Source organism: Bacillus sp. CH_48 (genome assembly GCF_038008465.1).
Classification (GTDB): Bacteria; Bacillota; Bacilli; order Bacillales; family Bacillaceae_G; genus Bacillus_A; species Bacillus_A thuringiensis_S.
On record NZ_JBBOZF010000001.1, the window covers coordinates 5,674,065 to 5,687,804 of the forward strand.

A 13,740-nucleotide genomic window follows, 5' to 3' on the forward strand; every position below is an offset into this window, starting at 1 on the left:
GGAGGCACAAATATGGAAAGTAAATCTGCTGTTCAGCTTTATCTCGAATTGCTAAAGAAAACAATTTTATTTGAAATATGGTTGGAATATGAGGCATACTTACCCGCATCTCTACATATTTCGAAAGAACTAGAATTCGAACCCGTTACAGTCCCCCTCCCTTTATTCATTAAGCAATATGCCGAAAACCATAACTTAAAAATTGTAAAACCAAATGTTTCAAAAAGTGAACGTCATGATGGAATGGATTGGCCAAGAGCAGCACATAGCATGATTGGTCGAGAACGTATGAACCAATTACAAGAGGCAATGGAAACCGTTGTTCGTGAAAATATAGAGGGAGATTTTATTGAAACAGGTGTATGGCGCGGAGGATCATGCATTTTTATGAATGGTTTTTTACAAGCAAACAACATTACGAATCGTACTGTGTGGGTCGCAGATTCATTTGAAGGTTTGCCAGCACCGAATCTAGAACAATATCCAAAAGATTACGGTGATTATTTACACACATTCGATTACTTACGCGTCTCTTTAGAACAAGTACAAGAGAATTTTAAAAAATATGATTTACTAAATGATCAAGTGAAATTTTTAAAAGGTTGGTTTAAAGATACTTTACCAACAGCACCAATTGAAAAAATAGCAATTGCACGGCTTGATGGTGATATGTACGAATCCACCATGGATGGTCTCATGAACTTATATGATAAAGTTTCTAAAGGTGGCTATATAATTATCGATGACTACGGGCTACCGCCATGCGCTGAGGCTGTGACAGACTTTAGAAAGCAACGAAATTTAAAAGCCCCTATTACTAAAATTGATGTATTTGGCGTTTATTGGAGAAAAGAATAAACAAGATTTAATCTATAGGAGATTCCATTTTCACTCATTCTTCTCTTACTTCTAATCCAATTAAGTATTTCTTTTGTGGAATCTCCTTACATATAACAATTGTTTTCCTTTGTTCTCTCACTACAAATTGAAAATTTTATTAATAGAGTGACTGCATATTCTCACACAAGAAAGGGGTATACTCATGAGCGAACTTAACAAAGAAATGACTTTACTCCCCCCTCCTGAACTCGTCCAATATGTAGGTGGCGACTTCAAAAAGGTGGGAAAAGAGTTCCTAAAGCATTTTATTCAAATTGGCGCTTTAAAATCAAATGAAAAAGTATTAGATGTAGGCTGCGGCGTCGGCCGAATGGCTGTACCATTAATGAATTACTTAAATGATGATGGAGCATATTATGGATTTGATTTGTTTAAAGATGGAATTACTTGGTGTCAAAATAACATTTCAACTATGCGTAATAATTTTCACTTTGAACATGTTGACATATACAATCAATTCTATAATCCAGAAGGAAAAGAAGATGCCTCTCAATATCGTTTTCCCTATGAAGACGGAACATTCGATTTTATCTTTTTAACTTCTGTATTTACACATCTTCTTCCAAAAGAATTAGAACATTACGTATCTGAAATTGTACGTGTATTAAAAAAAGACGGGAGATGTTTCATTACATTCTTTCTAATAAATCCTGAATCGTCCTATTATTTAAATGCAGGACAAAGTACATTAGGTTTTTATCATCGAATTGAAAATTGCTACGTTGTAAATAAAGATATTCCCAATTTTGCAGTTGCTTATCCTGAGACAGATATTTGCAATCTATTGAATAAGTATGGTCTAGAAATAATCAATAAGCCACATTATGGTTTATGGTGCGGCAGACCAGAATATACAAGTTACCAAGATATTGTTCTTACAAAAAAAAGCTTCTGAAAGGAAGTTATGTATGGCGAGTGAAAAAAATCTACCTCTCGTTTCTATCCTTATTCCCACTTATAATCGACCCCATTATTTCAAAATCGCTCTAGAAAGTGCATTGGCACAAACTTATTCAAATATTGAAATCATCATCGGAGATGATAGTACAAATGATGAAACAGCAACTCTAATCCATGAACAATACTTACCAAATTATAAAAATATAACATACATTCGAAATATCTCTACTCTAGGACAATTTCACAATGACCTTATGCTCATAGAAAAATCAAATGGTGAGTATATAAATTTTTTAATGGACGATGACGTGTTTTATAAGCATAAAATACAAAAAATGATGGCCTATTTTGAGCAAGATTCCAATAAAGATCTTGCTCTTGTTACTTCTTATCGAGTACGTATTGATGATCATGGAAATCTAATCGGCGATGCCCATCCAACACAAAAGTTATATAGCGAAGATACCCCATTAAACGGAATATTTTTAGGCGACTGGATGCTAAAGGCCGGCCACAACATTATCGGCGAACCTACAACTACTTTGTTTCGAAAGAACTTGCTCACTGAACCTTTTGGCACCCTTAAAGAGCGACAATATTCTTGTAGTGTTGATATGGCCTCATGGATTTCTTTACTTTCTAAAGGAAATGCAATATACATTTCTGAGCCTTTAAGTCAATTTCGCTACCATGCTGGACAACAAATACACAATAAACTACTTCAAGGTTGCGAAGATTTCACACACCTCGTTATAACATCAAAAGAATATGGATTTTTACAAAATACTATAGACTATAGAACAGCTCTACTTAGTGCTTACAAATGGTGTAAAAGTTCCTTAAAATACTACCTTCATCAACTAGATATTTTTCCTGACGCACATGTACGTCTTGCCCATTGTTTGGATATAATTATTAAAGAGTTAAACAATTAAACTACTCTGCAAAATCAAAAGTGTATGGACTATATGTGAATCATTCGTATAGTTCATACATTCTTTCTCATACTATAAAATCCATTACTATAAAGAGCAGTAGAAAGGAATACCTACATTGAAAGATTCAAATTCTCAATATCAAATAGACTACGTATTACTATTTATTTTATTTGCCATTGGGATTGTTAGTTGTTGTGCTATTGCAAGTGCGCAAGCCTCCTTACCGCCATTTTTACAAAACGTCAATTTTGTACTCAAGCAAATCCAATGGTACTTCATTGGATTTATAGCCATTGGTGTTATTATGATTATCGATTTCGATCGTTATCAAAAAATTGCTTGGTATTTGTATAGCTTTGCAATGGTACTACTTATTGGACTAGAACTTCAAGTACCAGGTGCCGTTACAATTAAAGGCGCTACCGCTTGGTACAGGCTCCCAGGCATCGGAAATTTTCAGCCTTCTGAAATTATGAAATTGTTTTTAATTATCGTCATTGGACGAATTATAGCAAATCATAATGAGAAATATTTTTCCCAAACAATGCGTGACGATTTTTTATTACTTGGAAAAATATTTGCGACAAGCTTGCCACCACTACTACTTATTGCAAAAGAACCAGATTTAGGAAACACAATGGTCATTTCAGCGATGCTTGCAGCAATGATACTAGTTTCTGGCATACGATGGCGTTTTATTTTCGGATTAGTTTCAGGTACTTTCGTGGCTGGATCTACATTAATATATATTTTTTTTACTCACACAGATTTCTTTAAAGCACACATTTTAAAAGAATATCAATTAAATCGCTTCTACGGATGGTTGGCACCTTACAAATATGATGCGCAAGGCTATCAATTAAGACAAGCATTCTTAGCGACTGGATCCGGAGAAATGCAAGGAAAGGGGTGGGAAAATGGACAAGTATATTTTCCAGAACCACATACAGATTTTATTTTCACTAATGTCGCTGAACAATTTGGATTTCTAGGTGCAAGTGTCATTATTTCACTTTTTTTCTTACTCATTTTTCGAATGATTCATATCGCTTTAGAAAGTAATGACCCTTTCGGTAGTTACATTTGCGCTGGTACAATCGGAATGTTTACTTTCCAAGTATTCCAAAATATCGGGATGACAATCGGATTACTTCCCATTACAGGGATAACATTACCTCTTATGAGCTACGGAGGAAGTTCACTGCTTACATACATGATTGCGATTGGATTCATTTTAAATATTCGCTCAAGAACGAAAAGCTTTATGTTTAAATGAACAACACAAAAACGCTATATTTTTATCTCTATCCTTTTTTAGATATACTAATGAAAAATACGATGGAGGTTTAAATATGAAATATGACATTATAGGAGATATTCATGGATGCTTCCAAGAGTTTCAAAATTTAACAGAGAAGCTAGGGTATAACTGGAGTAGCGGTCTACCGATCCACCCTGAACAACGTAAACTTGCATTCGTTGGTGATATTACAGACCGTGGTCCTCATTCATTACGTATGATCGAAATTGTATGGGAACTTGTCATACATAAAAAAGAAGCTTATTACGCTCCTGGAAATCACTGTAATAAACTATATCGATTTTTCCTTGGACGTAATGTAACAATCGCTCACGGACTTGAAACAACTGTCGCTGAATATGAGGCACTTCCTTCTCATAAGCAAAACATTATAAAAGAAAAGTTTATCACTCTTTATGAACAATCACCACTCTACCACATACTAGATGAAAAAAAAGTAATCGTATGTCACGCTGGGATTCGGCAAGATTACATAGGAAGACGAGATAAAAAAGTACAAACCTTTGTATTATATGGTGATATTACAGGAGAAAAGCATGCCGATGGCTCACCTGTCCGTCGCGATTGGGCGCAAGAATACAAGGGGCAAGCTTGGATTGTATATGGACATACACCAGTAAAAGAACCTCGATTCGTCAATCAGACAGTCAATATTGATACTGGTGCTGTATTTGGTGGCAAATTAACCGGATTACGTTATCCTGAAATGGAGACTATCTCTGTCCCTTCTTCTTTACCTTTTGTCGCTGAGAAGTTCCGTCCAATTTCATAACTACCTTACTTAGCGAGAGATTACCGTATTATTTAGGCAAATCTCATATAAAACTAGGTAAAGTAATTAAAAAAAGATGCAATAAAGTGCATCTTTTTTTAATTACTTTACATATAATGTCGCAGGAGGTGACAGAATGAAGAAAAAATCTTCTAAACAAAAAAGAAAATTTCCCCCTTTATATCTGCCCATGTACGGAATTAACAACTGGTGTAGCATTCGGGCTGCAGCCATAGAAGAACTAGAAGAACAAGAGTCATCAAAAAAAAGCAAAGTAAAACCAACATATGTCTCTTTAGAAAATGCTGTGATGAACCACATAATCGATCGCAGAAAAATAAAGATGCAACAAAAAAATAAACAGCTCTCAAATCAAGATGAACAGGTACTACGTTCTAACCAAACAGAAGAAACGGCGGAAGAAAATAATTCTGTAGCAATAAATAAAAAAGTGGAACCAGAAATTCCAGCTGCTATTATAAACAAAGTAAAAAAAATAAAAGAAGCATTAGCTTCATCGAATGATATACAAACTGAAAAACCACTCATAATTGAGACACCTACACCTGAAAATACAAAAGTTAAAAGGGGCGGCCGATATGCATATGCGGAGGGGCTTCACTCTCATGCGGAGGGCATGGCAGCACATGCGGAAGGCTTATTAACACACGCAAAAGGTTCTTTCTCTCATGCAGAAGGATCCAACTCAAAAGCAACTGGACATAGTTCGCATAGTGAGGGAAGTGAAACGACAGCAGGCGGTGCTTATTCTCATGCGGAGGGTAAACAGACGACTGCTTTAGGCGAAGCAGCACACGCAGAAGGAACCGCAACTATCGCTAACGGCTTCTCTTCTCATGCGGAAGGTCATCATACATCAACAGCTCATTTTGCAGGTAGCCATATTATGGGGCGCTTCGGCACTGCAGAAGAAGCTTATTCCTGGTTTATTGCAAATGGTGCAAACGACACCGACCATAATATCGGTGCTAAATGGCTTGCCCATAATGGAGAAATGTATATTGAGGGCGCGTCTTACAATGCAAGCGGAACGGATTTTGCACAAATGTTTGAAACAGAAGGTCATAAACCTATTGATGTCGGTTATTTCGTTACATTTAGTAGCGAAGAAAAAATTCGGATAGCTACTTCACACGATTCGTTCATTTTAGGAATATCTAGTGCAACCCCTGCACTTATAGGAAATAGCGGGGCTTTAAGTTGGCAAAAACGCTATAAAACAGACAACTTTGGAAAACGCCAATATGTATGGACGGAATCAGAAGAAATACAACCTCTTTTAAATACAGAATGGGATCCAGCTTGCAAATATGTAGCAAGAAAAGATCGCGCCGAGTGGCTTCCTGTCGGATTAATTGGGCAAATGTTAGTACGTGATGACGGCACTTGCGAAACGCATGGATATTGTCGTCCAAATGACAATGGCATTGCTACAAAAGCCGAAAGTGGATTTTTCGTTATAAAGCGTACGCGTGAAAACCAAATTTTAATATTATTCCGCTAAGAAAAAAGGGAACAAAATTCTTTATAACATAAGAATTTTGTTCCCTTTTTAAGCATTCCTAAGTAACTCTTGCATATCGCTTGGAATCTTTATAGTGAAAGACATTTCTTTCTCTAAAATAGGATGATAAAACGTCAAAGATTTACTATGAAGTGCTTGCCGTTTCATTTCATCCCTTCTTCCTCCATATAAGTTATCACCAAGTAATGGATGTCCTATATGAGCCATATGCACACGAATTTGATGCGTTCTTCCTGTCTCAAGCTCCAGCGCTACATGTGTCTTATGATATGTACTATCAATTACTTTAAAATGAGTAACTGCCCTTTGTCCATCCTCACAAACCGTTCGCTCAATAATGCTATCAGATTTCCGACCAATTGGTGCATCAATCATTCCTTCTCGTTCTACCATCTCACCGTGAACAATTGCTTCATACGTTCGTTTCACAGCTTTTTGTTGATGCTGCTTCGATAAAAGATGATGCACGAAACGATTTTTTGCAATAAGCATAAGCCCTGAAGTATCACGATCTAACCGTGTTACAATGTGTACTGTACTTGCAAGATGCTGCTTATCATAATGAGATAAAAGCGCATTGGCAACACTCCCTGTCGGATGTTCCCTAGATGGAATCGTTGACATGTTCGCCTCTTTATTAATGATAAGAACCGCATCATCTTCATATACAATGCATAAAGGGATATCTTCTGCAATCATCCCTTCACTTCTTTCCTCCACTGGAAAAAAGATGCGTAATTCTTCACTAGCGCGCAACTGATGACGAACACTCGCATGTTGACCATTTACTTCAATTGCCCCGCCGTGAAACTTTATATCCGTTAAAGCGGCTTTAGAAATACCTTTCGTTTTCAAAAATTCCCTAACTAAAGTACTCTCTTCAGCCAGTCCTATATCCCATTTCAATGTAAATCTGTTCAAATTTATAACCCTTTCTATTTATCTGCAACAAACGAGTCACGAACTCGTTTCCAGAACGGGAACGGGCGGAAACGAACAAATCGTACTTTCTCGTTTGCGACGCGATACTGGATTGATTTCACATCTTGATGAACCATCGTTAAATGATCCACTGTAATTTGTAAGTTCATTCCTGCAGCTGGCTTTAACACACATGTATGGTGCTTCGGCAATACGAGTGGCGATCCCACAGTACGAAACACACGATTGTTAATGGACGCCATTTCTGCAATTTGAATCGCTTCAATAGAAGGGTGAATAATTGCTCCGCCAAGCGCTTTATTATATGCAGTACTTCCTGAAGGAGTAGAAATACAAAGGCCGTCCCCGCGGAATGTTTCAAAATATTCTCCGCGTATTTCTACTTCTGTTACTAATGTACCTTCTGCACTTTTTACAGTCGCCTCATTCATCGCCAAATACTGTGACTCTTTACTTCCATTCACATAGCGAATAATCACTTCTAAAAGCGGATATTCCACCACTTGGAATGGTGTTTTCGCAATCGCAATTACTAATTTCTCTACTTCTGTCGGTAACCAATCTGCATAGAAACCTAAATGTCCTGTATGTACACCAACAAATGCTGTTTCATCCAATCGATTATAATAACGATGAAACGCATATAAAAGCGTTCCATCTCCCCCAACAGAAATTACAATATCGGGTTCCTTTTCATCCATTGTAAATCCAAAATCTAACAAGTACTCTTTCATCGTGCTTGCCAGTGTATCTGATGATTGATCTCCCTTTGACATAATTGTAAATTTCATCGCCCAACACCCTTTAGTTTATGATTCGGAATCTTTCGTTTCTTGCTTTCTTGAAAAAGCCTTCTGCGCTTCTTGAATCTCAAGACGAATAGAAGACATTTCTTCATCTAATAAAAACGCCGCTTCCGCTGCACGTTGCAAGCGTATTTTAATATCTTCAGGAAAACGTCCACTATATTTATAATTTAAAGAATGCTCAATTGTTGCCCAAAAGTTCATTGCTAACGTGCGTATTTGGATTTCTACCAATACTTTTTTTTCTCCCTGAATCGTTTGAACGGGGTAACTAATGACAACGTGATAAGAGCGATAGCCGCTATCTTTCTTTTGCGTGACATAATCACGTTCTTCCACGATTTCAAAGTCATTTCGTTTTCGAAGATATTCTACAACAGGCTTAATCTCATCAACAAATTGACACATCATTCGAAGGCCCGCGATGTCTTGCATATCTTCTCTCAGCCGATCTAGCGGTACATTTCTCTTCTCCGCTTTATCAATAATACTAGCAACCGACTTTACCCTTCCTGTTACAAACTCAATTGGAGAATGCTCTGTCAACATTGCAAATTGAGTACGCATTCCTTTTAGTTTCACTTTCAGCTCTGCCACCGCTTGATGGTAAGGTGCTAAAAATTCTTCCCAATTTCGATTCATTTCAACCACCACCAAAATCAATCCATTTGCTTATAGAAATACTTTTTCTACAGCAGTTACTAGTTCTTCTCCGTAATTTGCATTACCTTCAATATTTTCAACTAAATATTCTACTTCTTCTTTTAAATTTTCTAATTCCATTTCAACGTCATTCACACGAACGAACATTACTATATCGTTATTCATCGCTTCATGCATTGCTTCCCAGCATGTGTGCGGAATACTTACATAAATGAAAGATGATTCGTTTTCTAAAATATATAAAAATGATAAATTGTCTGAGTCTACAAGTACGTGATTACGCGCACTTAACTCCTTTACCTCTATTTCATTATTTTCCGCACAAAAAATAAGCGCATTCTCTCTCTTTTCTACGCTCTTAACTTGAATTTTATTTTGCATGCTCTAACTCCTCCATCTCAACTTCCTGTCTTACTTAACAGTATTATTGTATCATAACATGGACGCAAACAAATAAAACATTGAACCAAATTTATGAAAAAGCGATAATGTGTAAAGAATTATTTTTTAAAAGGAGCGCGCATACAATGACACAAGAAATTGAAATTGAATTTAAAAATATTGTTACAGAAGAAGAATTCGATACATTATGTAAATCATTCTCTATTGAAGCATTTACGAAACAGGTGAATCACTACTTTGAAACACCGGGCTTCTCGTTAAAAGAAGCCGGCTCTGCACTTCGTATTCGTCATAAAGGAGAAATTTATACATTAACATTGAAACAACCTGCAGAAGTCGGCTTGTTAGAAACGCATCAAGTCGTAACAGAAGACGAAGCAAGAATGATGATGGAAACAAACGTAATCATTCCAGGGGCTGTAATGGATCAACTACACAAATTACAAATTCCTGTTTCCACTTTAACTTATATGGGTAGTTTAACAACTGAAAGAGCCGAAGCATTATTTAAAGGCGGAACGCTTGTCTTTGATCATAGTCTCTATTACAATCACGATGATTATGAAATTGAATTTGAAGTGCAAGATGAAGAAACAGGAAAAGCTGCATTTATTCATTTATTAACGCAACATAACATACCTGTTCGTCATACAAATAACAAAGTAAAACGCTTTTTCCTTGCCAAACAAAACAAAGCACGCTAAAGTGAAAATTCCACTAGTGAATATGTTTCACTAGTGGATACATCTTACTAAAAAAGTTTACACCCGTAGAATAAGCAAAGAATGTTTGAGAAGGCTGTTTATTTGCCCTCTCGAACATTCCATTGCTACAATAGATATACATTTCATGGAAAAAGGAGTTTATAAAGGATGAGCAAGCAACCGATGACACCATTTGAAGCAATTGGCGGTGAACAATGCATTGCAATATTAGTAGATACATTTTATTCCTATGTCAGTAAACACCCTGACTTATCTCCCATCTTCCCGGAAGATTTAACAGAAACCGCTAGGAAGCAGAAGCAATTTCTAACACAATATTTAGGTGGTCCTAATTTGTACACTGAAGAACATGGTCATCCTATGTTAAGGGCACGCCATCTTCCGTTTGAGATTACTCCAAAACGAGCAGAGGCTTGGCTATCATGTATGGAGCAAGCAATGGATGATACTGGAGTGCATGGTCATATAAGAGAGTTTGTTTTTGAACGTTTAGCATTAACCGCTCAGCATATGGTTAATACTCCAAACGAAACAGGTGAAGTGTAATGGATAAGCAGGAAGCAAAGCATATAAATATGCCATCTCCTTCCGCATGCGAGCATAAGTCTGTAGAAGCATATTTATTTATTGATCCACTTTGTAAAGATTGCTGGGAAATTGAGCCTTTTATTATTAAACTATGGCTTGAATACGGGAAATACTTCTCTATTCGTCATATCGTAACAGGAAAAGTGGATGGAACGAACGCTTCCTCACACAAATGGAATAAACCTGCTAATATTCGATTTGTGTGGGAAAAGACAACAAGTTTACAAGGTTTTTCATGTGATGGAAAGGTACATATGCAAGAAGCATCGTCAACACCATATTTAGTTTCGATGGCAATTAAGGCGGCGGAGTTGCAAGGCCGAAAAGCAGGTTCGAAGTTTTTGCGAAAACTCCAAGAATACATTTTCCTTGAAAATGTATCAAACCCTGACTGCGAACTATTACTTGCATGTGCGAAAGATAGCAATATTGATGTAGAAGAATTTAAAAAAGATCTACATTCTGCTAGTGCAAAAAAAGCTTTCCAATGTGACTTGAAATTCACGAATGAGATGCATATTACAGAAATACCCTCCCTCGTCTTTTTTCATGCGAACTCAGATGAAGAAGGTATTAAAATCGCTGGAAATTATTCCTACGATGTATACGTACAATTATTGAAAGAACTTGTAAAATGTGAAATTGAGCCAGAACCATTACCACCTTTAGAAGCATTACTAGAAGCAACACAATTTATATCTTCAAAAGAAGTAGCATTTATTTATGACTGTCCGCAGCAAGAAATTGAGCGCGAACTTAAAAAATTACAACTGAAACGAAAAGTACAAATGATTGAAGTAAAATGCGAACGTTATTGGAAATGGATAGCAAAAGAAAAAGACCTGGTGTAAACACCAGGTCTTTTTCTTTACGGCTTATAAAAATATTAAAGGGGATGGGAGAAATTTTCACGTTCAAACAAAGGGGTATATGTTTGTATGTGAATTCGTTCACGCTTATTATATTACAAGATTCGACGCCAGATGACAACCCCTTTTGTCGAAATTCACACTTTTGTCACATTCTAAACGTTTTCATTTTTGAATAAGCTATAAAAAAGGTCATTTAGGGGGGTTATTTATGAAAAAATCTTATATTGCTCTTCTCTTTCTAGCTGTCATCGTTTCTTTTTTCTTGTACATCCTCTCTCTACTACAAGCTTTTCCTAAAATTATTGCCTTACCTCTTTTATTTGGAATCATCGTTATCACTCTCTCTTATTTCAATCATAAAAAAAGATTCAAAGGGTTTTAATTTCAAAAATCAGCTGTAAAACTATCCTTTCAGTTAGAAAAACAAAGAAATTCACCTTATTTTTTCGACAAATATCGACATTGAATTTATTCAACAAAAAAGACGAGGATACAATCTCTCGTCTTTTTTCATTACTTTTCTTCAAATAATAATGCTTCTAATTCATTTAATTTCTCTTCAAATACTTGTAGTGCCTCTTTTACTGGTTCAGGAGATGCCATATCTACTCCTGCTTTTTTCAGCACTTCAATTGGATAATCAGAGCTTCCTGCTTTTAAGAACTCGTTAATATAACGTTCTACTGCTGGTTGTCCTTCTTCTAAAATCTGTTTAGATAGAGCTGTCGCTGCACTAAATCCTGTTGCGTATTGATATACGTAATAGTTGTAGTAGAAGTGCGGAATACGAGACCATTCTAAACCAATCTCTTCGTCGATTACTAAAGCGTCACCGAAATATTTCTTATTTAAATCGTAGTAGATTTCCGTTAGCATGTCTGGCGTAACAGCATGTCCTTCTTGTACTTTCTTATGAATAATATGTTCAAACTCTGCAAACATCGTTTGACGGAATACAGTACCACGGAATCCTTCTAAATAATGATTTAATAAATATAGACGCTCTTTCTTATCTTCTGTCGTTTTTAATAAATAATCATTTAGAAGCGCTTCATTACAAGTTGATGCCACTTCTGCTACGAAGATGGAATAATCACCATATACGTGCGGTTGTGTTTTTCTTGTATAGTAACTATGCACCGAATGACCAAATTCATGAGCAAGTGTAAATAAATTATTTACATTATCATGCCAGTTCATTAAAATATACGGATTTGTTCCATATGCACCAGATGAATATGCCCCGCTTCGTTTTCCTTTATTCTCATACACATCTACCCAGCGATTTTCATATGCTTCTTTCAAAATATCAACATATTCATCACCAAGTACGTTTAAAGATTTTAATAAAAGGTCTTGCGCTTCTTCGTATTTCACATTCATTTTCACTTCTGGTACAAGTGGTGTATATAAATCATACATATGAAGCTCATCAAGTCCTAATGCACGCTTACGAATATCGATGTAACGGTGTAATAAATGTAAGTTGTCATTTACCGTTTCAACAAGTTGATCATATACTGCTTCTGGAATATTATTATTGCTTAGTGCAGCTTGGCGAGCAGAATCATATTTACGAACACGCGCATTGAAATTATTACGTTTTACTGCTCCGCTTAACGTACTTGCGAATGTATTTTTAAATTTCCCGTACGTTTCATATACAGCTTTAAATGCATCTTCGCGAACACGGCCATCATCACTTTCTAAAAACTGAATGTAACGACCATGTGTAATTTCTATTTCTTCTCCGTCTTCACCTTTAATAGATGGGAATTTTAAATCCGCGTTATTCAACATACCAAATGTATTGCTTGATGAACTCATTACTTCAGATGCTTCCGCTAATAAAGCCTCCTCAGCTTCTGATAATACGTGCGGGCGTTGACGTGTAATTTCTTCTAATGCATGTTCATATACACTTAAATCTCTATTTTCCTTCAAGAATGTTTGCAGTGTATCTTCTGAAACCGACAAAATTTCAGGTACAATATACGCTGTGCTACTAGATACTTGTGAATATAAATTTGTTGCGCGATCATTTAATGCTTGATATACAGAGTTTGTTGTATCTTGATCGTAACGCATATGAGCATATGTATATAGCTTACCTAATCGCATTGAAATTTCGTCTTCATATTGCAATGCCTCAAGTAAATTGTCCGCAGAGTCACCAAGTTTCCCTTTAAATTCAGTTAACTTCGGTAATAGCTCTTTAATAGCTTGGAATTCTTTTTCCCATTCTGCATCTGTTTGGAAAATATCTTCTAATCGCCACGTACTTGCTTCTTCAATCTCATTGCGATCTGGTAATGTTTTCGCTTTGTTTTGTTCAGACATTCTTTAAGCCCTCCTTTAATTATCT

The 13,740-nt window shown here is 36.2% G+C and carries 15 protein-coding genes; 10 read left to right on the plus strand and 5 right to left on the minus strand.

Annotated elements, in window-relative coordinates; genetic code table 11:
• Window positions 1–12 precede the first annotated feature (12 nt).
• From N2V92_RS28730 to N2V92_RS28755, 6 genes are all read left to right on the plus strand, one after another.
• Complete coding sequence (locus tag N2V92_RS28730) at window positions 13–858, plus strand: TylF/MycF family methyltransferase (RefSeq protein ID WP_000444387.1); 846 nt, start codon at window positions 13–15, stop codon at window positions 856–858.
• Between the two features lie 184 nt (window positions 859–1,042).
• Entirely contained in the window at window positions 1,043–1,795 is a 753-nt protein-coding gene (locus N2V92_RS28735) for a class I SAM-dependent methyltransferase (protein ID WP_001292844.1), read from the plus strand.
• A gap of 13 nt (window positions 1,796–1,808) precedes the next feature.
• The gene (locus tag N2V92_RS28740) at window positions 1,809–2,735 is read left to right on the plus strand and encodes a glycosyltransferase family 2 protein (RefSeq protein WP_000135607.1); all 927 of its coding nucleotides are present in this window, start codon (window positions 1,809–1,811) and stop codon (window positions 2,733–2,735) included.
• 118 nt (window positions 2,736–2,853) lie between these two features.
• Window positions 2,854–4,014: an FtsW/RodA/SpoVE family cell cycle protein gene (locus N2V92_RS28745; protein WP_000655325.1), complete on the plus strand. Its 1,161-nt coding sequence runs from the start codon at window positions 2,854–2,856 to the stop codon at window positions 4,012–4,014.
• 76 nt (window positions 4,015–4,090) lie between these two features.
• Window positions 4,091–4,831 (plus strand): bis(5'-nucleosyl)-tetraphosphatase PrpE, encoded by a 741-nt coding sequence (prpE, locus tag N2V92_RS28750; protein ID WP_000872690.1) that lies wholly within the window; start codon window positions 4,091–4,093, stop codon window positions 4,829–4,831.
• A 136-nt stretch (window positions 4,832–4,967) separates the two neighbouring features.
• Window positions 4,968–6,356: a peptidase G2 autoproteolytic cleavage domain-containing protein gene (locus N2V92_RS28755; protein ID WP_000730507.1), complete on the plus strand. Its 1,389-nt coding sequence runs from the start codon at window positions 4,968–4,970 to the stop codon at window positions 6,354–6,356.
• A 48-nt stretch (window positions 6,357–6,404) separates the two neighbouring features.
• Here N2V92_RS28755 and N2V92_RS28760 read toward each other — a convergent pair whose 3' ends face one another.
• Genes N2V92_RS28760 through N2V92_RS28775 form a run of 4 tightly spaced genes read right to left on the minus strand, consistent with a single transcriptional unit; the run spans window position 6,405 to window position 9,169 of the window.
• Window positions 6,405–7,298: an RluA family pseudouridine synthase gene (locus N2V92_RS28760; protein WP_001079127.1), complete on the minus strand. Its 894-nt coding sequence runs from the start codon at window positions 7,296–7,298 to the stop codon at window positions 6,405–6,407.
• A gap of 14 nt (window positions 7,299–7,312) precedes the next feature.
• Window positions 7,313–8,110 carry an NAD kinase gene (locus N2V92_RS28765; RefSeq protein WP_000673196.1) on the minus strand — a complete coding sequence of 266 codons (798 nt, stop codon included), beginning with the start codon at window positions 8,108–8,110 and terminating at the stop codon, window positions 7,313–7,315.
• Window positions 8,111–8,128: 18 nt separating this feature from the next.
• The gene (locus N2V92_RS28770; RefSeq protein ID WP_001081480.1) at window positions 8,129–8,767 is read right to left on the minus strand and encodes a GTP pyrophosphokinase; all 639 of its coding nucleotides are present in this window, start codon (window positions 8,765–8,767) and stop codon (window positions 8,129–8,131) included.
• Window positions 8,768–8,797: 30 nt separating this feature from the next.
• Complete coding sequence (locus tag N2V92_RS28775; protein ID WP_001179996.1) at window positions 8,798–9,169, minus strand: UPF0738 family protein; 372 nt, start codon at window positions 9,167–9,169, stop codon at window positions 8,798–8,800.
• Window positions 9,170–9,315: 146 nt separating this feature from the next.
• Between N2V92_RS28775 and N2V92_RS28780 the strand changes: the two genes are divergently transcribed.
• The 4 genes from N2V92_RS28780 to N2V92_RS28795 all read left to right on the plus strand — a co-directional run bounded on the left by N2V92_RS28780 (window position 9,316) and on the right by N2V92_RS28795 (window position 11,757).
• Window positions 9,316–9,894, plus strand: a complete 579-nt coding sequence (locus N2V92_RS28780) for a CYTH domain-containing protein (RefSeq protein ID WP_170264805.1) — start codon at window positions 9,316–9,318, stop codon at window positions 9,892–9,894.
• A 168-nt stretch (window positions 9,895–10,062) separates the two neighbouring features.
• Window positions 10,063–10,461: a globin domain-containing protein gene (locus N2V92_RS28785; protein ID WP_000043386.1), complete on the plus strand. Its 399-nt coding sequence runs from the start codon at window positions 10,063–10,065 to the stop codon at window positions 10,459–10,461.
• A complete protein-coding gene (locus tag N2V92_RS28790; RefSeq protein WP_000360643.1) occupies window positions 10,461–11,354 on the plus strand; it encodes a ClpXP adapter SpxH family protein in 894 nt (297 codons plus the stop codon). Before N2V92_RS28785 ends, N2V92_RS28790 begins: the two co-directional genes overlap by 1 nt.
• A 229-nt stretch (window positions 11,355–11,583) precedes the next feature.
• Complete coding sequence (locus N2V92_RS28795) at window positions 11,584–11,757, plus strand: hypothetical protein (protein WP_000750354.1); 174 nt, start codon at window positions 11,584–11,586, stop codon at window positions 11,755–11,757.
• A 131-nt stretch (window positions 11,758–11,888) separates the two neighbouring features.
• On the opposite strand, the gene pepF is transcribed toward N2V92_RS28795, so the two are convergent.
• Complete coding sequence (pepF, locus tag N2V92_RS28800) at window positions 11,889–13,715, minus strand: oligoendopeptidase F (RefSeq protein WP_000003356.1); 1,827 nt, start codon at window positions 13,713–13,715, stop codon at window positions 11,889–11,891.
• Window positions 13,716–13,740 lie beyond the last annotated feature (25 nt).

What these genes read in the sequence shown, in the direction of transcription:
- N2V92_RS28730 (WP_000444387.1), top strand. Translation starts at nt 13, where the DNA reads ATGGAAAGTAAATCTGCTGTTCAGCTTTATCTCGAATTGCTAAAGAAA.
- N2V92_RS28735 (WP_001292844.1), top strand. Translation starts at nt 1,043, where the DNA reads ATGAGCGAACTTAACAAAGAAATGACTTTACTCCCCCCTCCTGAACTC.
- N2V92_RS28740 (WP_000135607.1), top strand. Translation starts at nt 1,809, where the DNA reads ATGGCGAGTGAAAAAAATCTACCTCTCGTTTCTATCCTTATTCCCACT.
- prpE (WP_000872690.1), top strand. Translation starts at nt 4,091, where the DNA reads ATGAAATATGACATTATAGGAGATATTCATGGATGCTTCCAAGAGTTT.
- N2V92_RS28755 (WP_000730507.1), top strand. Translation starts at nt 4,968, where the DNA reads ATGAAGAAAAAATCTTCTAAACAAAAAAGAAAATTTCCCCCTTTATAT.
- N2V92_RS28765 (WP_000673196.1), bottom strand. Translation starts at nt 8,110, where the DNA reads ATGAAATTTACAATTATGTCAAAGGGAGATCAATCATCAGATACACTG.
- N2V92_RS28770 (WP_001081480.1), bottom strand. Translation starts at nt 8,767, where the DNA reads ATGAATCGAAATTGGGAAGAATTTTTAGCACCTTACCATCAAGCGGTG.
- N2V92_RS28775 (WP_001179996.1), bottom strand. Translation starts at nt 9,169, where the DNA reads ATGCAAAATAAAATTCAAGTTAAGAGCGTAGAAAAGAGAGAGAATGCG.
- N2V92_RS28780 (WP_170264805.1), top strand. Translation starts at nt 9,316, where the DNA reads ATGACACAAGAAATTGAAATTGAATTTAAAAATATTGTTACAGAAGAA.
- N2V92_RS28785 (WP_000043386.1), top strand. Translation starts at nt 10,063, where the DNA reads ATGAGCAAGCAACCGATGACACCATTTGAAGCAATTGGCGGTGAACAA.
- N2V92_RS28790 (WP_000360643.1), top strand. Translation starts at nt 10,461, where the DNA reads ATGGATAAGCAGGAAGCAAAGCATATAAATATGCCATCTCCTTCCGCA.
- N2V92_RS28795 (WP_000750354.1), top strand. Translation starts at nt 11,584, where the DNA reads ATGAAAAAATCTTATATTGCTCTTCTCTTTCTAGCTGTCATCGTTTCT.
- pepF (WP_000003356.1), bottom strand. Translation starts at nt 13,715, where the DNA reads ATGTCTGAACAAAACAAAGCGAAAACATTACCAGATCGCAATGAGATT.